Here is a 17,488-nt window from a genome sequence, read left to right as displayed (position 1 = left end):
TCTCCAGTTAGATAAGGTTAACGCTATTTCAAGTGGGTAATGGCAGACAGGCCTCTGCCAGACGAACCCAATAGGTCGCGCCGATCGGCAGAATATCGTCGTTGAAATCAAAACTCGCATTGTGCAGCACACACGGCCCGGGACCATGGCCGACGTTGCGATGCCCGCCCTCACCGTTGCCGATGAATACATAGCAACCCGGTTTATGTTCGAGCATGTGGGCGAAGTCTTCGGCGGCCATGGTGGGCTTGCCATTGGTGAGGACTTGCTCTTCACCGACCAATTTGCGTAGAAGCTCGATACAGATGTTTGTTTCGCGTGGATGATTGATCAGCGGTGGATAGTCCGATTTGAACGAGGTTTCAACGCGGCAACCGAAAGCATCGGCAATGTTGTTGGCGATTTCCGTCATGCGCATTTCAATCAAGCTCATGGCTTCTCGGGAAAACGCCCTGAACGTGCCTCCCAAGCAGGCGTCATCTGGAATGACGGTGAGACTGACATCACTGCCTGCATGCATGTTTGTGACGGATATGACCGCCGGATCCTGAGTGTCCACATTGCGCGTGATGATGCTCTGAAACGCTTGGGCAATGTGCACCAATGGCTGCAAAGGATCAGTGCACTGATGCGGCAGGGCGGCATGCCCTCCCTTGCCGAACACGCGAATTCGAAACTCCGTGTCGGAGGCCATCATCGCCCCTGAATGCACAGCGAACTGCCCCGCCGCCAAACCGGGCCAATTATGCATGCCAAACACCGCATTCATGGGGAAAAGGTCGAATAGGCCGTCTTCGATCATGCGCCTGGCCCCGGCATCACATTCCTCGGCGGGCTGAAAAATAAAATACAGCGTGCCATCTAACTGGCGGGTATGCGCAAGCTCGAACGCCGCCGCCAACAGCATTGCACAGTGCCCATCATGACCACAGGCATGCATTTTCCCCACATGGGCGGAGGCATGCTCGAATTGATTGAGCTCCTGCACAGGCAGCGCGTCCATGTCGGCGCGCAAGCCGATAGACGCATCGCCTGTGCCACAGCGCAAAACTCCGACTACGCCGGTCCCCGCCAGCCCGCGGTGAACCGTCAAGCCCCATGACTCTAGCTGGCTCGCGATCAGGTTTGCGGTCCGGCGCTCTTCGAAGGCCAATTCCGGATGCCGGTGGATATCCCGTCTCAGGGCGTAAATGGCTTCGGGCACCTGGATCAAGGCAGCGTTTTTCATTGGCACTCTCCGCGAAAAAGATCGTTTGTCACTTGAGGTCCGATGCCAGAAACTGGCGTAACCGCTCGCTTTGCGGGTTGTCAAAGACCTGCTCGGGCCTGCCCTGCTCCTCAATCTTGCCACCGTGCAGAAACACTACCTGGGTAGAGGCATGACGCGCGAAACCCATCTCATGGGTAACGACAATCATCGTGCGTCCTTCCTGCGCGAGATCCTGCATGATCTTCAGCACCTCGCCGACCAGCTCCGGGTCGAGGGCGGAGGTCGGTTCGTCAAACAGCATCACCTGCGGTTCCACCGCAAGGGCTCGCGCTATGGCCACACGCTGTTGTTGCCCACCGGACAGATGGGCCGGGTAGCTGTCGTGGAAACGGGCATCGAGCCCGACTTTATCCAGGTACCTGATAGCGCTGGCACGCGCCTGTTCCTTGTTCATGTTGAGGGCATATACCGGCGCCATGCTGACATTTTCCAGCACGGTCATATGGGCCCAGAGATTGAAGTGCTGAAACACCATTGCTAAACGCGTACGCAGCGCCTGCAAGGTGCGGCGCTCGGGACGCAACGGTTTGCCGACGCCCAGGTCGATCGTCAGATGGTCCAGGCTGACGCGGCCACAGTCCGGCTGTTCGAGAAAGTTGATACAGCGCAAAAATGTACTTTTGCCCGAGCCGCTGGAACCGATGATGCTGATGACCTCACCGCGCTTGGCGCTCAAGGAAACCCCATGGAGGACTTTATGATTGCCATAGGATTTGTGGATGTTTTCAACGGTCAGGGCATTCATACCAGGCTGCCTTCTTTTATGGGGAGGACGGAGTGCTCAACGGCGGCTTTGGCCACACGCGGCTTGAGATGCCTCAGCCAACGTTTTTCAGCACGATTGAAGCCGGCGATGATGCAGAACGAGATCATCAGGTAGAGCAAGGACGCCAGGCCATAGGTAGTGAACGTCGCATAGGTTTCAGCATTGACGTCACGGGCAACCTTGAGGATGTCAGGCACCGTGGCGGTGAACGCAAGCGTGGTGCCGTGGAGCATGAAGATCACCTCGTTGCTGTAGGCAGGTAGCGCTCGACGCAACGCGCCGGGCAGAATCACCTTGAAGTTGAGCACCGTCGCGCTCAAACCGAAGGCCCTGCCCGCCTCGACTTCCCCACGACTGCTGGCACGAATCGAACCGACCAGGATCTCGGTCATGTAGGCGCACTCGTTGAGCACGAACGCAAACAGCGTGCAGCAATAGGCATCGCGAAAAAAACTGTTGAGTAGCGCCGTGTTCTGGATGAACGCGAGGCTGTACAAGCCGCTGTAGATAATCAACAGCTGTACGTAGAGCGGCGTTGTGCGGAACGTGTAGGTGTACAGCCAGATCATGCCACTCAGGGTACGCGAAGAAGATACGCGCCCCAGTGCCAGCGGGATCGACAGCACAAAACCGCCGAGTGTCGCGACGATAAGCAGCATTAACGTGACGACAACCCCGCTCCACTGCTGCCCATCGGTCCAGAGAAAACTCTGCCAATAGGTCTGGAAGAGATCGATCATAGCTGCGCCTCCCGGACCCAAGCGGCCGAACGATGCTTGAGCCAGTACAGCAACAGGCTGGAAAACCCCGACAGACAAAAATAAACCGCACCGGCCAGCACCATGAACATCAACGTGTTGTGGGTGCTGCGCCCCGCCTCCTGAGCCGCCATGACCAGATCGCTCAGGCCTATGATCGACACCAGCGCAGTGGCCTTGACCAGCACCTGCCAATTGTTACTGATGCCGGGCAACGCAAACCGGATCAGCTGCGGCAACACAACCTTATGGAAGGTTTGCCAGGCCGATAGGCCATAGGCGCTGGCAGCTTCGGCCTGGCCCGGGTCAATGGCCAGAAACGCACCGCGCAAGGTTTCGGCGAAATACGCGCCGTAGATAAAACCCAAGGTCATGACACCGGCTACAAAGGGATCAATCTCGAAACGCCCGAGCCCAAGTTTGTCGGTGATCTGGTTCACGCCGATCTGGATGGTGTAGAAAATCAGCAGCATCAACGCCAGATCCGGAATACCGCGAATCACGGTGGTGTAGCACTGGGCAGGCAGGATCAGCCAGGGCTTGCCCGACAGCTTCGCCAGTGCGGTCAGCAGCCCCAGGAACAGGGCCAGTACCAACGCCACCAACGCCAGTTCGACCGTGCTCAAGGCACCTTTGGCAATCAAGGGTAAATATTCAAGCCATTGCATGGCGCATCACTCGCAATAGGTGGACGTACAGAAGCCGCACGATATCGGCCATGACTGCAATACAGTCATGACCGGCACAGCACCCGCCATCAGCCGCCGTAGATGTCGAAGTCGAAATACTTGGCGGCGATCTTCTGATAGGTACCATCGGCCAGCATGGCGGCGATGGCAGCGTCGATGCGCAGCTTGAGTGCCTGATCTTCCTTGCGAACGCCTATCGCGGTGCCGCTGCCCAGCACTTTTTCGTCGACAATGATCGGTCCGGCAAACGCATAGCCTTTACCCTGATCGGTACGTAAAAAGGCATAGGTGGCCTGCACTTCATCCTGCAACGAAGCGTCAATACGTCCATTGAGCAGGTCGGCGTAGACCTGGTCCTGGCTCGCATAGGCCTGCAACTTGATGCCAGGGACTTTCCAGTAGGTACGCGCGTAAGACTCTTGGATAGTGCCTTGCTGATACCCCACGGTCTTGCCCTTGAGCCCCGCCGCTGTCGGCGTAATGCCGGAGCCGTCGCGCGCCACCAGGCGTGTAGAGGGGTTGGAAAGTTTGCTGCTGAAGTCAATCTGCTTCAGGCGTTGCTCGGTAATGGACAGGCTCGATAACACCCCGTCGAACTTGCGTGCAAGCAACCCTGGGATCAGCCCGTCGAAGCTGCTTTGAACGTACTCACATTTGACCGCCATGCGCTTGCAGATTTCATCACCCAGGTCGACATCGAAACCGATCATTTTGCCTTGCGGGTCGCGGTACTCAAGGGGTGGGTACGTCGGGTCAACACCCAAACGCAGCACGTCTTCGGCCTTTGCCCAAGTTGAACTCAGGAGCAACACTACGCAAGCTACAACGAGATTCTTGTTCATGACTATTTCTCTATGTGGTAGTTGGCAGATTTCAGGGATCAACGATCTGATTGTTATTATCCAGTGCCGGTCAGGCAGCAGCCGGCACTGGGTGGAGCACTTAGAACAGGCTGATCAGGTCCGGGCAGGCTTTGACCAGCTCACGACTACGGATCAACTCGGCCACACTGGCCATGTCCGGCGCGATAGGCCGGTCGACATTCATCGCCGGCACACAGTCGCGAATGCACTCGACTACTGGCGCCAGGCGCGCGCTGTATAACTTGCCGCCGCGCAGGTCCAGGCCCTGGGCCGCGCACAACGCCTCGATAGAGAGAATCCCGCGCAATGTGCAGGTCATTTCCAGCAAGCGGCGTGCGCCATGGGTGGCCATCGACACATGGTCCTCCTGGTTACCCGCCGTAGGGATGGTGTCGATGGAGGCCGGCGTTGCGCGCTGTTTATTTTCCGAAGCCATGGCAGCGGCCGAGATGTGCGCCGTCATGTAGCCCGAATGCAAACCGGCATCGACCGTCAACATGGGCGGTAGTCCGGAAAAGCCTGGGTCCAGCAGCAGGTTGCAACGACGCTCGGACAGGTTGCCGATCTCGGTAATGGCGATCGCCAACATGTCGGCGGCAAATGCGACCGGTTCAGCATGGAAATTACCGCCGGAGATGACTTCACCGGTCTCCACGAAGATCAGCGGGTTGTCGGAGGCTGCGTTGCTCTCGATCTCCAGGGTGACACTGGCGTTGCGAATCAGGTCCAGGCACGCGCCGAGCACCTGTGGCTGGCAACGAATGCTGTAGGGGTCCTGAACCTTGCCGGACGCTTGTGAAATGGCGCGCATCGGGCTGTCATCCAACAACCGCTTGAACGCAGCGCCCACCGCGATCTGGCCCGGGTGGCCACGCAGCGCCTGGATACGTGGATCGAACGGACTGGCAATACCCGCCAGCGCCTCGGTGGTCATGGTGCCGATTGCAATGGCTGCCATAAAGGCGTTTTCCAGGGCAAACAAGCCGGTCAGCGCAAGGGCCGTCGATACCTGAGTACCGTTCATTAACGCCAAGCCTTCCTTGGGTGCCAGCACAATAGGCGTCAGGCCGGCACGCGCCAGTGCTTCAGCGCCATCGAGCAACTCGCCCTCATACCACGCCTGACCCATGCCGATCATGACAGCGCTCATGTGCGCCAACGGTGCCAGATCGCCGCTGGCACCGACCGAGCCTTGGGCAGGAATGAAAGGGATGACGCCCCGTTCGCGCATGTCTTCCAGCAGCGCGACGGTGCCGTATTGCGCACCCGAAGCACCGCGCCCCAGGCTGGCGACTTTCAAGGCCATGACCAGGCGAACCACATCGGCATCCAGTGCCGGGCCGTAGCCAGTCATGTGCGACATCACCAGGTTTTTTTGCAGTTGGCACAGGTCGGCATCACTGATGCGTACATTCGCCAGCTTGCCGAATCCGGTATTCAGGCCGTACACCGCGCGACCGCTGTCGACCAGCGTATCAACCATCTTTGCCGCCGCCTCGATACCGGCCCGGGCGCTCTCGCACAGGCGCGCCGGCGCACCGTTGTAAATCGCACGCCAGGTGGCAATACGGGTTTCACCGGGAACGATTTTTTGTACTGTGCTCATGGTTTTTCTCTCTGTTCATAAAATGAGTTGAAGCAGGCCAAACCGGTCAGGCGCCGCGTCTGGATCGGTCGAACTGATTGATCGAATGGCGCAGACCCACCATTTGCGGATCAGCCAGGCAGTCGTTATAAGCCCCCACCAGATAGGGTCGCAGCGTATCGCTCGCATCCTGACCGCCTTGAATCCGCCCTTGCAGCGTGGGCATGCGCTCCATCAACTCAAGCATCAGCGCCTCTTCATCGATGCGCGTGATCCGGCCGTGATCCACCAGCTTGCGTCCGCCAACGTAGACATCACGCACAGCGCTGCCCTGTTCGCAAAAAACCAACTGCGTCAACGCATCATTGAGGGGTGTAAAGGCACTGGTCTTGAGGTCGATCAGGCAAAAATCCGCCTGTTTGCCGACCTCGATGGATCCGGTCTGCGCACCGCGCCCGATGGCCCTGGCGCCGCCGAGCGTGGCCATGTTGAACGCCTGCAGTGCCCCCACCGGGCAAACCTCGTCCTGATCGAGCAGCGCGTTGGAAAGCGCCGCCAGACGCATCGCGTCAAACATCGAGTTCAAGTCGTTGCCGTTGTTGTTGTCGGTACCCAGGCCGACGTTCACCTCACGGCGCAACATCTGCGCAATCGGCGCCACACCACTGCCCAACTTCAAATTGCAGGCGGGGTTGTGCACCACACTGGCGCCGCGTTCGGCAATCAGATCGAGTTCCGCCGCCGACAGCCAAACGCCATGTGCGAGCACGCTGCGGGGTGTTAACAGTCCCAAGTCGTCCATGTACGCGGCCATGGGTTTGCCATAAAACTTGGCCGCCGTGAGCGCTTGTATACGGGTTTCCAGCAAATGGATCAGTACCGGGCGGTCGTAATGTTCGGCGAGCGCCCAGGTTTTTTGCAGAAAGTCGGCACTGCAGCGTTGCGGGCCGGAGGGCGAGAAAACAAAGCGTACCCGGCCATTCCAACTGCGCGCCAGCTCCTGCCACTGCTCCAGCACACGCGCTGCGGCGTGGGCCGATACCGTGCCCTTGAGTGTATCGGGCAGCCGCTCGGCCAGGTAAGGAATCCCCTCCTGAAACGGTTTGTCGGACCACGCCACGCTGACGTCGGCGCGAATTCCCAGGTCGGAATAAGCCTGAAACGCCGCATGCACGACTTCAGGCTCAAAGAGGCCACCGAAGTGAATATCATCGACCACTGTGGTTATGCCATTGCGCAACATCTCGATGCCGTTGAGCAAGGTGCGCAGGTACACCTCACGCGCCGTCCAGCCACGGCGATAGGACGGTGGATTGTACAAGCCCATCCAGATCTCCAGAGGGATCCCGGAGAAACGTCCCTTGTCGAAACGGTCGTGAGAGTGATGATGGGCGTTGATTAGCCCCGGTATCAGCAGTTTGCCGCGCCCATCGGTACGCTCGTCGAGGTTGACCGTGGACAAATCGATTTTGGGTGCGAGACCGACGAAGCGATCACCGTCGATCAATACGTCCATGACTTGGGCGGTCGAGCCGCCCATGCCGACGACGCTGACCTGTTCGATCAAATGCAGAAGGGCCATGAGGCTTTCCTTACGCGCGGTACTGGGTGGCCTGAGGCGACCACCACAGCGGTATTTGAATCGCGTTGTCGGTCAACGGCCCCTCACCCATGGACACGGTCTTGGCCATCGGATAACCGGCTTGTGCGTGGCGCACCACACCAATCCCGGCGTCAGTGGTCAGGCATGCATCCAGGCGCAGGTCAGCCTCCTCCGAGCCGTCGGCGATCATCGTGACACCGGTGTGCGCCGAGATCCCCATGGTGCCGTTGGATTGAATCGCCACCAGGTCCGCCATCGCCGAAACGTTGAGCAATGCATTCAGGTAGGGCCAGTCGGAGATCGCGTCGGAGCCATCAAGCATGTTTTCGGTTTCAAACGCCGGGTTGGCGATCGAGCCGGTGTCCAGGTTGTCTCTGGAGAACGCCACCGGACCCGCCAGCTCACCCGAGCGCACCAACGCATTGACCGCGAGACCAAAGGCACGTCGCTGGCCAAAACCGAGGAAACAGATACGTGCCGGCAGGCCTTCCACGGGTAAACGGTGACGGGATGTAGTGATCCAACGAGTGACCAGGGTGTCATCCTTGAACATCTCCAGCGCCAGATCATCCAGGCGTGTCTGGTCTGAGACCTCACCGGACACGCAAGTCCAGCGAAACGGGCCTCGCCCCAGGAAAAACAGCGGCCGCACGTATTCGGCGATGCAGCCCGGATAGGCAAAGGCTTCCTCCTTGGACATCCCCGCGTCCACCGCCTCCTTGCGTACGAAGGTGCCATATTCGAATACGATCGAACCGGCTGCCTGCAAGCGCGTCATCGCCCGTACTATGCGGATCATTGATTGACGCGAAGCGGCCATGTAGGCGTCGCGGTCGGTCTCCAACAACGCTGCGGCCTGCTCCAGCGTCAGCCCGCAAGGAATCAGCGCGAACGGGTCATGGCACGGGCACATTTCAGTCACAATGTCCGGCTTCCAGCCGCAGTCGAGCGCCTGTTCCAGGGCATCGACCATATTGCCCTGCACCACGATCGAGAGTGCGCGCCCTTCCCGTTTGGCGCACTCAGCCATGTCAATCGCGTCTTGCAGGGACGCCGCCTGAACATCGGCATACCCGCTAGCCAGGCGGTCCACAATGCTTTGCTGGCGGACTTCCACGGTGACACTCACACCGCCGTGCATGCTCATCGCCAGGGGTTGCGAACGGCCCATGCCGCCGAGGCCGGCCGTGAAGAAAATACGGCCCTTCAATTTCCCATCGAAATGCCGATCGGCAACCAGCGCGAGCGTTTCAAACGTGCCTTCGATCACACCCTGGCTGCCAATGTACTGCCAAGGCCCGGCGGTGTAGGACGCAAACGCCGTCAGATTCTGCGCGCTCAGGTCATAGAACTTCGGCCAGTCGGCCTTGATCACGTTACTGTTGGCCATGACCACCCGGGGTGCCAGCCGGTGGGTTTTAAACACGGCAACCGGCATGCCCGACTGGATCGCCAGGGTTTCATTATTCTCCAGGTTCTTGAGCGACTCGACGATCGCGTCATAACTTTCCCAGTTACGCGCCGCCTTTCCGATGCCGCCATAGACGGTCAGGCGCGAGGCGTCCTCAGCGTTTTCAAGGTTGTTTTCCAGCATGCGCAGAATGGTTTCCTGCTTCCATCCTTTACACCGCAGGGTACTGCCACGCGCAGCCATGATTGGTTTGGCTTTTTGCTGAGTCATCTAAGGCCACTCTCGCTGAGGTTAACGCGAAAGCCTGTCGGAAGGCTTTCCCTGGTATGGCCCGAATTATTCGAATCTGCTGCACGCAGAACCATGCAAAAAACAGCAAGTGAAGTTGTCATTCGCTGCATGGATGGCGTGACACGCCCTGCTGATACTCACTGCCTGCGGATTGACCCGATGACGAGGCTGACAAATGAGTGATTTCGATCTGGTGGTGCGGGGACGTATCGTCGACAGTGAACAGACCCTTGAGAATGGCTGGCTCGGTATAAGTGAGGGGCGTATCGCCGCGCGAGGCACCGGTGAGCCGCCTGCCGCAAAAACCACACGCGACGAACGCGGGCATTGGATCTTGCCCGGCGTCATCGACGGTCAGGTCCACTCGGGAAGCCAGGCCAACCAGGAAGGACTGGGATGGGCCAGCCGTGCCGCCGCTGCGGGAGGCATCACCGTGATGGTGGACATGCCTTACGACGACCCGGAGCCGGTGGCCTGCGCCGAGCAACTGCTGCGCAAGGCCCAGGAGGTCGAAGACACGTGCCACGTTGATGTCGGATTGTTTGCAACCGTCAATGAAACTCACGGCCTGGCGGCGATTCCGGGGCTGATCGAGGCCGGCGCCTGTGCGTTCAAGTTTTCGACCTTTGAAGCAGCGCCGGGCCGCTTTCCACGCATCGAGGAGGACCTGCTGGCGGAACTGTTCGCCCTGATCAAACCGTCGGGCCTAGTCTGCAGTGTCCACAACCAGATGCAGGAACTGACGCGTAAAAATATCAACCGCTTGATCGAAGCCGATGATACCGGCTGGGATGCATTCCTGCGCGCCCATCCACCGCTGGTGGAGGACCTGGCAACTGCGTTGATTTATGAAATCGGCGCACAAACCGGCGCACGCGCCCATCCGGTTCACGTCTCGACCAGCCGTGGGTTTGAGCTGTGCGAAATGTATCGCCGGGCCGGGCACGACGTGAGCATCGAGACGTGCATTCAGTACCTGATGCTCAACCATGAAGACCACACACGGCGCTTTGGCGCCAAAACCAAGCATTACCCACCGATCAGGCCCAAAGCCGAATCCGACAAGCTCTGGGCGCACATCGTCCAGGAACGTTGCACCTTTGTGTCTTCCGACCACGTCAGTTGGGGGCTGGAGCGTAAAGGTAATCCCAACGTGTTCCGTAACGCTTCAGGCGGACCGGGCCTGGAGACGCTGCTGCCCGCGTTCTGGACCGGTGCCATGGCACGCGGACTGTCGCCCTCGCTGGTGGTTCGACAGCTGAGTCGCAACCCGGCCAGGCATTTTCTGCTCGATAACCGCAAAGGTGACTTCGTAATCGGTCTGGACGCTGACTTCGTGGTGCTGGCCGACGAGCACTATCGTTACGACCCCTCTACCAGCCTGAGCGCGGTGACATGGAGTTCATTCGAAGACATGCCCTTTACGGGCAGGGTCAAGACCACTTACTGCCGTGGCCAGTGTGTATTCGATCAAGGCAGGATTCTCAATGAGCCAGGTTACGGCCATTTTTTGCGCCCTCGCGCACTGACAACAGGTACGTATTGAAATGAGCGTCCCCTTGCTGCAACTGAACATTGAACGTCTGTGGAATCGAGTCAATACGCTGTCGAACTTTACGCTGCCGGACGTACCGTGGACCCGACGCGCCTTCTCACCCGAGTTTGAGCAGGCAAGGCTGTGGTTAAGGTCTGAATTCGAGTCTGCCGGGCTGAGCGTCACGCTGGATGCCGGCGGCAATCTGATCGGTCAGCTCAACGGCAGCGAACCTGACCTGAAACCGCTGATCAGCGGCTCACACTGCGATACGGTGGTCGGTGGAGGCCAGTTCGATGGCATTATCGGCGTGTTGGCGGCGCTGGAAGTCGCCCATGCCTTGAAGGACGCCGGCCGATGCTTGCGTCATTCACTTCAGGTGATCGACTTTCTCTCGGAAGAACCTAGTGATTACGGCATTTCCTGTGTCGGCAGTCGCGCATTCGCCGGGCAGCTGAGCGCCGACATGCTCGCCTCGCAAAACCGCGCCGGTGAAAGCCTGGCACAAGCGATGAAGCGTATTGGAGGTGCCCCGGAGCGCCTCGACCAGGCTCTACGGGAACCCGGCAGCATCGCAGCGTTTGTTGAGCTGCACATCGAGCAGGGCCCGGTTCTGGAGAGCCAGGGATTGCCCATCGGCTCCGTCACTAATATCGTCGGCATCCGCCGTGTCGGGATCACCGTGTGTGGTTTGCCCGACCATGCCGGCACGACCCCGATGGATCTGCGGCGTGATGCGCTGGTCGGCGCGGCAGAATTAATCCGCGAAGCACAGCGCATGGCCATCGACATGAGTGGTCGTCCTCATTATGTCGTCGCGACGGTGGGTCGGTTGGATGTGAGCCCTAACGTGCCCAACGCCGTACCTGGCAAAGTCGACATGGTGCTCGAAGTACGCAGCGACTCCAAACAGGTGCTGCTCGACTTCCCGGAACAGCTGCTGGCGCGCTGCAACGCGGCGCTGACAGACCTGAGGCTGACCGTCGACTCCGTACCGTTGACGTATGCTGACCCGACGGACTGTTCGCCCATTGTCATCGAGGCTGTCAGCAAAGTGGCGGAACAGTTGGGCTTGCCGCACATGACCCTACCCAGTGGTGCCGGGCATGACGCAGTCTACGTCGGGGCCACTGGGCCGATGGGTATGGTGTTCGTCCCCTGTCTCAACGGCCGCAGCCACTGCCCCGAAGAATGGCTGGAACCCCAACAGTTGCTCGACGGCACTCAAGTGCTGGCACAGACCCTGATTTATTTGGATGGCCAACTGCGTTGATCGACGAACTTGGTGTAAAACAATTCAACAGCCGAGCGCGTAAGATCAGACGGACTCATGCGCTTCACTCCCCGCACCTGGAGTACCCCATTGAACACAACATCTGTTCCCCCGTTACACGACATCGACTTGAAACACTGGCGACTATTCAAGGCCGTTGTCGAGTGCGGGGGGCTGTCGGCTGCCGAGGAGGCCACGGGTATGGGTATTTCGGCCATCAGTCGGCAATTGTCCGACCTGGAGAGTCGTTTCGGCAGCCAACTCTGCCATCGTGGGCGTAGTGGTTTCCAATTGACCGAGGAAGGCCAGGTCGCCTATTCGGCGCTACTGCGTCTGCTCGATTCGATCGATGAATTTCGCGACACCCTGGCCAGCTCCAAGGCAGAGGTCAAAGGCGAACTGAGCCTGTGGCTGATCGATCACTGTACCTTCACGCCCAGTAACCCCATCGCCAACGCACTGAAACATTTTCGTCGCGATTATCCATTGGTCAACCTCAGTGTCGGGGTCGCCCCGCCGGATGCAGTAGAGCGCGCTGTCGCCGAGAAAAAGGCAAGCGTAGGCTTAACCATTTGCAAGTCGGACCTGCCCGACCTCAACTATCAAGTGATCGGCTCCGAGGCCTCGGCCTTGTATTGCGGACGAGACCACGAAGCATTCGGCAAAAGCGAAGAAGAAGCGCGCCGGATTGTCGAACAAACCGCCCACTATGTGCGTCGTGGCTATTTGGTGCAGGACACTGCACCGGCGACTTTTCTACAAAACGCCAGCACCCTCGCCCATCACGTTGAAGGTACGATTCAATTGCTGCTCAGCGGCGGCTATGTCGGCATTGTGCCTGACCATATCGCTCATCCCTGGGTGGAGCATGGCGCCTTGTTTCGATTACCGTTGCCGGAGTTCATTGCGCAGCGACCGGTGTTTGTGGTTTCACGGGAATCGCAAGGCGCCAATCGAACGGCCAGTTTGATGCTTGAGGCGATTATCAGGTCGTTTCAGGAGGCGGCGTCCTGACCTTGCATACAGAAGCAGGAACGCACGACAACTGCGTTCCGCGATCTCTGCGAATCAGGCATCCAGCCAGACCTGTTCGGCGAACATGAAGCCCATGAAACCGCCCAACGGATTGCTGCCATAACCTTTGACGCGTTGGTCAATGCCATCGATGTTGCTGATGAACACAGGAATGCCTATACCGCTGTGTTCATGCACCAGGGTCTGCATGTCCGCGTACATTTTGCCGCGCTTTGCATCGTCGGTTTCACCCCGGGCAAGCAGCAGTAGCTGATCGAACTGCTCGTTCTTCCAGCCTGACTCGTTCCAGGGCGCGCTCGACTGAAAGAACTGAGAGAACATCACGTCGGCGCTTGGCCTTGGATTGATGTTGCCGAAACTCAGCGGGTGCTTCATCCAGTGATTCGACCAGTAGCCGTCACTGGGTAAGCGGCTAACGTCAAGTTTTAGCCCGACTTGGCGCGCCGACTGCTGCAGGAGCACCGCCATGTCCACCGACCCGGTGGCGGCCGGCGATGCAATCAGCGGCATAGTGATGCTCTCCATGCCGGCTTTTTTCAACAGAAATTTGGCTTTTTCGGGATCGTATACCGTTTGCGGCAAGTCGGTATTGTAGTAACGCGCACCTGGGGAAATCGGATGATCGTTACCGACGACTGCGAAGCCACGAAACACGGCGGATTTGATTTGCTCACGGTCCAACAGGTACTTCATCGCCTGAGTGAATTCCGGGCTTTTACCCGGCATTTGATCCTGACGGATGATCAAATCCGAGTAATTGCCCGACGGTGCAGAGATCACTTGGTGCTTACCGCTGGCCTTGATGCGGACCGTTGAGCGCGGATCCACTTCATTAGTGATCTGCACATCGCCCGAGAGTAGCGCGTTGATCCTTGACGGTTCGTCGGCAATGCCGATGAACTCGATCTCGTCCAGATAAGGCAAGCCTGGTTTCCAGTAATTCGTATTGCGCACGGCGAGTGAGCGTACGCCGGGTTTGAACTCCTTGACCTTGAATGGCCCGGTCCCTACTCCCTGATTAAAGTCGGTGGTACCTTCAGGGACGATCAGGAAATGCGAGACAGCGAGAATCGACGGCAGCTCGGCATTCGGGCCGGTGAGGCGGATTTGCACTTCGTTGGGGCCGGTCGCCTTGATCTCGCTGAACTGCTGCGCCAATGGCTGGACTTTGGAACCGGTGATGGGATCCTTGTGACGCGAAAGCGAAAACACCACATCGGCGGCGGTCAGGGGCTTGCCGTTGTGAAAGGTCACCTCTTTACGCAAGGTGATTACCCAGAGCGTTGCATCAGCGGAATCGAAGCGCTCGGCCAACTCCAGTTGCGGCACCATATGGCTGTCAAAGCGGGTCAGCCCGTTATAAAACATGTATTGGCGCGTGTAATCGGTAGAACCCGACCCCTTGGCGGGATCGAGGGTGTCGGCGGTGGAGCTGTTCATCCCGGCCACGCGGATCCGCCCGCCCGGCTTACCTTTGCCGGGAGCGGTGGGCTCGTCGGCAAGCAGTTTTCCGGCAGCACCGAACAGGCTTCCCGTACCCGCAGCGACGACGCCGGCGACCCCCAGCATTTGCAAGGCGCTACGACGGGAGACACCGCGATTGAGGCTTTCAAAGATGCTCAGGCTTTCCCGGCCGCTGATTAATTGGGCATCGACTTTTGTGTCAGTCATGTCAGTTATACCTGTCGAGAATCAAAAGTATGGAGTGCCCCGGTTGACCGGGACGTCCTGCAAACGCAAACGACGGTGATGCCAACCTCAATACCAAATACGGAACCCGCGATGGGTCTTAAGCGACATGGCACCCTTGCAGTCTCTCAGTCGAGCCAACAATCAGCGGCCGATCCGCCTAGCGGCACAACGTTACGGATGTATCAACGCTTTGCTGCACCACAAATTGATTACAGCACCACCCGACCATGCAAAACGTTTGGAATGAAACCCCGCCTGGCACAAACCACCGTTTTCAGCCTCGCCATCAGTAGAGTTTGCGGAGTGCACCACGCACGGGCAAATCCATCCTCCGTGCACTTTTCCGAGTATTTTTTACAATGTCTGCGCGGTGATCAGCCGTCGAACCGAATCAAACAGCGAGTCGGCGCAGATTGCTCATATATCGGTACTTCGGTTCAGCGCACCAAATCCTGAAACCGGTAATACGCACCCACCAACGGTAAAAACCAGGGATTCCCGAAATGCCCGGGGATCGCCGGCCAACTGAAGTCCCGCCATGGGTTCAGGTCGGCGCGACCGTCAAGAACTTCGGCCATGATCGCGCCCATATAGGTCGACATATGCGTGCCGTGGCCGCTATACCCCATCGAGTAGAACAACCCATCGTGCTCACCGGCCCGTGGCAGGCGGTCACGGGTCATATCGACCATACCGCCCCAGCAGTAATCAATGCGGGTGTCGCTCAATTCCGGAAAAACCTCGATCAGCGATTTCTGCAGGATGATTCCGCTTTTCATGTCGGAGGCGGGATTGGAGGTGGCGAAGCGCGCACGCCCACCGAACAGCAAACGATTGTCGGGGGTTACCCGAAAGTAATTGACGAAGTTTTTCGTATCGACAGTCATGCGCCGGCGCGGAACCAGACGGTCAAGCACCTCGACTGAAAGGGGCTCTGTAACGATGATAAACGCCCCCACTGGCACGATACGCCGGCGAAACCAGGCCAAGGGGCCCACCGAGGAGGTGCCGGTCGCCAGCAGCACCTGCTTGGCACGCACTTCACCGCGCGGCGTTTTGACCTGATGCACGGTGCCGGTCTGACGCGAGAGGCCAAGCACCGGTGCATTTTCATAGATACGCACGCCACGCCGGGCAGCCGCCTCCGCCAGACCCTGACCGTAGCGGCCAACGTGCATACCGGCGCTTTTTGCGAACACCAGGCCACCAAAATAACGATCTGAGCCGATCTCGCTGCTCAATTGCTCGCGCGTCAGCATGCAGGTGTCAGGATCGCATTCCTGCTCCATGAGCGCCTGCGACCGGGCCAGCTTGTCAAAGTGCTCAGGCTTCGCCGCGAGCTTGAGCTTGCCAACGCGTTTGAAATCGCAATCGATACCCTCCTCCGCGATCAGCGACTCAACTTTGCTGACCCCGGCATCAAAGGCGCGATACAACATATTGGCGCGCTCACGCCCAATGGCCGTCGACAGTGCGTAATAATCCTGGGCAAAGCCGTTGTTGCACATTCCGCCATTGCGACCGGAAGCGGCGTTACCGACCAGGCCGGATTCGAATACGGCCACTCTCGCGCCTTTTTTTGCCAGTGCTATAGCGGCGGACAAACCGGTAAAGCCAGCGCCGACGATGGCCACATCCACCTCACCACTAGGCGCATCGCGTTCACCCGACGCAAATTTGGGCGCGGTATCCAGCCAATAGGGCATCAGTTTCATAAGGGCTATCCATCATCTCAGGGTTAATCATCAGGTCGCGAATTCCGCAAGCTCGCGGTCAATACACCTCAACCGATCGACTGGTTGGACAGGGCAAACAACTGCGCACCAGTTTCAGCGCGGAGAACCTGTGATTGGGCAGCGCGCACCATGGGAATCGCATGACCAACACAGGGCAGGCCCTGCTCGGTCAACCAAGGCGACAAGCCTGTGTCTTCAGTGACATCGATCCGCACGAACCTTCCTCGATGGGCATTAGCGAGTGCCGTGATCAGTGTTCGGGCATCCACTATCGCAGTCGCGCCCCTGGCGATCACCGGGCCGATGACCACGCCGCGCCCGAACTCGCGCGCACAGCCGTAGGCTAAAACACCCGCGCCGCGGTCGATGACCAAGGTATTGGCGACGTCGAACAAGGCATTGAGCAATTCACTGCGGTCGCGGCCCGTGGCGGCCAGATCCAGTTGTCGCAGCGCTTGCTGGTCCTCGGCCTGCATGGCACGAACCTGCCCCGATACGGGAACAAAATGCACCGCGTGTTCAAGCATCGCTTGATGCTGGTTGACCTGCCCCTGGGCAACGAAACCCAGTCGTCTATACAGCGCCAAGCCTTCCTGGGTGGAATTGAGGATCAGCGTTCGCTCGCCGGCCTCCTGCATCAGGCGGTCCATCAGGGCGCGCCCGAGGCCCTGGCCCTGCAACACCGGAGAAACAATGATCATGCCCACCGAGGCATGGGTCTGGCCTTGTGACCACCACAAAGCCGTCGCCACCAGCCGTCCCTCCACTTCCACAGCAAGGCCAGCGCCAAGGTCGAAGGCGAATCGCCAGTCCGCCTCGCGATACGGCCAGCCCAAGGCGGATGAGAGGCCGACCGCCTGTGGTAGATGATCTGCGCGCAGGGGCATCAGACGCGGTGCCGCCGGGTCTGACGCCGTGACGGAGCGTGGCTGGGATCGGGCCGTCTGGTCGGAATCCTTCAACATACAGGCGATACCTCTGG

Annotated in this window: 14 protein-coding genes; 3 read left to right on the top strand and 11 right to left on the bottom strand. The window is 59.0% G+C overall.

Going from position 1 to position 17,488, the window contains the following annotated elements:
- Positions 1–28: 28 nt before the first annotated feature.
- From PSH66_RS11635 to PSH66_RS11600, 8 genes are all read right to left on the bottom strand, one after another.
- Positions 29–1,228, bottom strand: a complete 1,200-nt coding sequence (locus PSH66_RS11635) for a M20 aminoacylase family protein (protein ID WP_205489408.1) — start codon at positions 1,226–1,228, stop codon at positions 29–31.
- Between the two features lie 28 nt (positions 1,229–1,256).
- Entirely contained in the window at positions 1,257–2,015 is a 759-nt protein-coding gene (locus tag PSH66_RS11630; RefSeq protein WP_305429124.1) for an ATP-binding cassette domain-containing protein, read from the bottom strand.
- On the bottom strand, positions 2,012–2,776 hold the full coding sequence (hisM, locus tag PSH66_RS11625) for a histidine ABC transporter permease HisM (RefSeq protein WP_205489410.1): 765 nt from the start codon (positions 2,774–2,776) through the stop codon (positions 2,012–2,014). Before hisM ends, PSH66_RS11630 begins: the two co-directional genes overlap by 4 nt.
- Entirely contained in the window at positions 2,773–3,462 is a 690-nt protein-coding gene (locus tag PSH66_RS11620; protein WP_124432297.1) for an ABC transporter permease, read from the bottom strand. Before PSH66_RS11620 ends, hisM begins: the two co-directional genes overlap by 4 nt.
- An 89-nt stretch (positions 3,463–3,551) precedes the next feature.
- Complete coding sequence (locus tag PSH66_RS11615; protein ID WP_205489412.1) at positions 3,552–4,325, bottom strand: ABC transporter substrate-binding protein; 774 nt, start codon at positions 4,323–4,325, stop codon at positions 3,552–3,554.
- 100 nt (positions 4,326–4,425) lie between these two features.
- The gene (hutH, locus tag PSH66_RS11610) at positions 4,426–5,952 is read right to left on the bottom strand and encodes a histidine ammonia-lyase (protein ID WP_205489413.1); all 1,527 of its coding nucleotides are present in this window, start codon (positions 5,950–5,952) and stop codon (positions 4,426–4,428) included.
- Positions 5,953–5,998: 46 nt separating this feature from the next.
- Entirely contained in the window at positions 5,999–7,513 is a 1,515-nt protein-coding gene (locus PSH66_RS11605) for an amidohydrolase family protein (RefSeq protein ID WP_205489414.1), read from the bottom strand.
- A 10-nt stretch (positions 7,514–7,523) separates the two neighbouring features.
- A complete protein-coding gene (locus tag PSH66_RS11600; RefSeq protein WP_205489415.1) occupies positions 7,524–9,215 on the bottom strand; it encodes a urocanate hydratase in 1,692 nt (563 codons plus the stop codon).
- A gap of 196 nt (positions 9,216–9,411) precedes the next feature.
- Between PSH66_RS11600 and PSH66_RS11595 the strand changes: the two genes are divergently transcribed.
- From PSH66_RS11595 to PSH66_RS11585, 3 genes are read left to right on the top strand one after another with little or no spacing between them, the layout of a single operon-like run.
- Positions 9,412–10,782 (top strand): dihydroorotase family protein, encoded by a 1,371-nt coding sequence (locus tag PSH66_RS11595; protein WP_305429120.1) that lies wholly within the window; start codon positions 9,412–9,414, stop codon positions 10,780–10,782.
- 1 nt (position 10,783) lies between these two features.
- On the top strand, positions 10,784–12,043 hold the full coding sequence (locus PSH66_RS11590; RefSeq protein WP_305429119.1) for a Zn-dependent hydrolase: 1,260 nt from the start codon (positions 10,784–10,786) through the stop codon (positions 12,041–12,043).
- A 57-nt stretch (positions 12,044–12,100) separates the two neighbouring features.
- Positions 12,101–13,057: a LysR family transcriptional regulator gene (locus PSH66_RS11585; RefSeq protein ID WP_225908574.1), complete on the top strand. Its 957-nt coding sequence runs from the start codon at positions 12,101–12,103 to the stop codon at positions 13,055–13,057.
- A gap of 54 nt (positions 13,058–13,111) precedes the next feature.
- Here the strand turns inward: PSH66_RS11585 and PSH66_RS11580 are convergent, their stop codons facing one another.
- From PSH66_RS11580 to PSH66_RS11570, 3 genes are all read right to left on the bottom strand, one after another.
- Positions 13,112–14,749: an ABC transporter substrate-binding protein gene (locus tag PSH66_RS11580; protein ID WP_205489419.1), complete on the bottom strand. Its 1,638-nt coding sequence runs from the start codon at positions 14,747–14,749 to the stop codon at positions 13,112–13,114.
- Between the two features lie 458 nt (positions 14,750–15,207).
- Entirely contained in the window at positions 15,208–16,485 is a 1,278-nt protein-coding gene (locus PSH66_RS11575) for an FAD-binding oxidoreductase (protein ID WP_205489420.1), read from the bottom strand.
- Positions 16,486–16,553: 68 nt separating this feature from the next.
- A complete protein-coding gene (locus tag PSH66_RS11570; RefSeq protein WP_205489421.1) occupies positions 16,554–17,471 on the bottom strand; it encodes a GNAT family N-acetyltransferase in 918 nt (305 codons plus the stop codon).
- Positions 17,472–17,488 lie beyond the last annotated feature (17 nt).

The sequence above is a fragment of the Pseudomonas sp. FP597 genome, from assembly GCF_030687435.1.
In the GTDB taxonomy this organism is placed as follows: Bacteria; Pseudomonadota; Gammaproteobacteria; order Pseudomonadales; family Pseudomonadaceae; genus Aquipseudomonas; species Aquipseudomonas lactucae.
This window is presented reverse-complemented; position numbering and strand designations above follow the sequence as displayed.

Coding starts and splice junctions, on each gene's coding strand:
- PSH66_RS11635 (WP_205489408.1), bottom strand. CDS start 1,228: ATGAAAAACGCTGCCTTGATCCAGGTGCCCGAAGCCATTTACGCCCTG.
- PSH66_RS11630 (WP_305429124.1), bottom strand. CDS start 2,015: ATGAATGCCCTGACCGTTGAAAACATCCACAAATCCTATGGCAATCAT.
- hisM (WP_205489410.1), bottom strand. CDS start 2,776: ATGATCGATCTCTTCCAGACCTATTGGCAGAGTTTTCTCTGGACCGAT.
- PSH66_RS11620 (WP_124432297.1), bottom strand. CDS start 3,462: ATGCAATGGCTTGAATATTTACCCTTGATTGCCAAAGGTGCCTTGAGC.
- PSH66_RS11615 (WP_205489412.1), bottom strand. CDS start 4,325: ATGAACAAGAATCTCGTTGTAGCTTGCGTAGTGTTGCTCCTGAGTTCA.
- hutH (WP_205489413.1), bottom strand. CDS start 5,952: ATGAGCACAGTACAAAAAATCGTTCCCGGTGAAACCCGTATTGCCACC.
- PSH66_RS11605 (WP_205489414.1), bottom strand. CDS start 7,513: ATGGCCCTTCTGCATTTGATCGAACAGGTCAGCGTCGTCGGCATGGGC.
- PSH66_RS11600 (WP_205489415.1), bottom strand. CDS start 9,215: ATGACTCAGCAAAAAGCCAAACCAATCATGGCTGCGCGTGGCAGTACC.
- PSH66_RS11595 (WP_305429120.1), top strand. CDS start 9,412: ATGAGTGATTTCGATCTGGTGGTGCGGGGACGTATCGTCGACAGTGAA.
- PSH66_RS11590 (WP_305429119.1), top strand. CDS start 10,784: ATGAGCGTCCCCTTGCTGCAACTGAACATTGAACGTCTGTGGAATCGA.
- PSH66_RS11585 (WP_225908574.1), top strand. CDS start 12,101: ATGCGCTTCACTCCCCGCACCTGGAGTACCCCATTGAACACAACATCT.
- PSH66_RS11580 (WP_205489419.1), bottom strand. CDS start 14,749: ATGACTGACACAAAAGTCGATGCCCAATTAATCAGCGGCCGGGAAAGC.
- PSH66_RS11575 (WP_205489420.1), bottom strand. CDS start 16,485: ATGAAACTGATGCCCTATTGGCTGGATACCGCGCCCAAATTTGCGTCG.
- PSH66_RS11570 (WP_205489421.1), bottom strand. CDS start 17,471: ATGTTGAAGGATTCCGACCAGACGGCCCGATCCCAGCCACGCTCCGTC.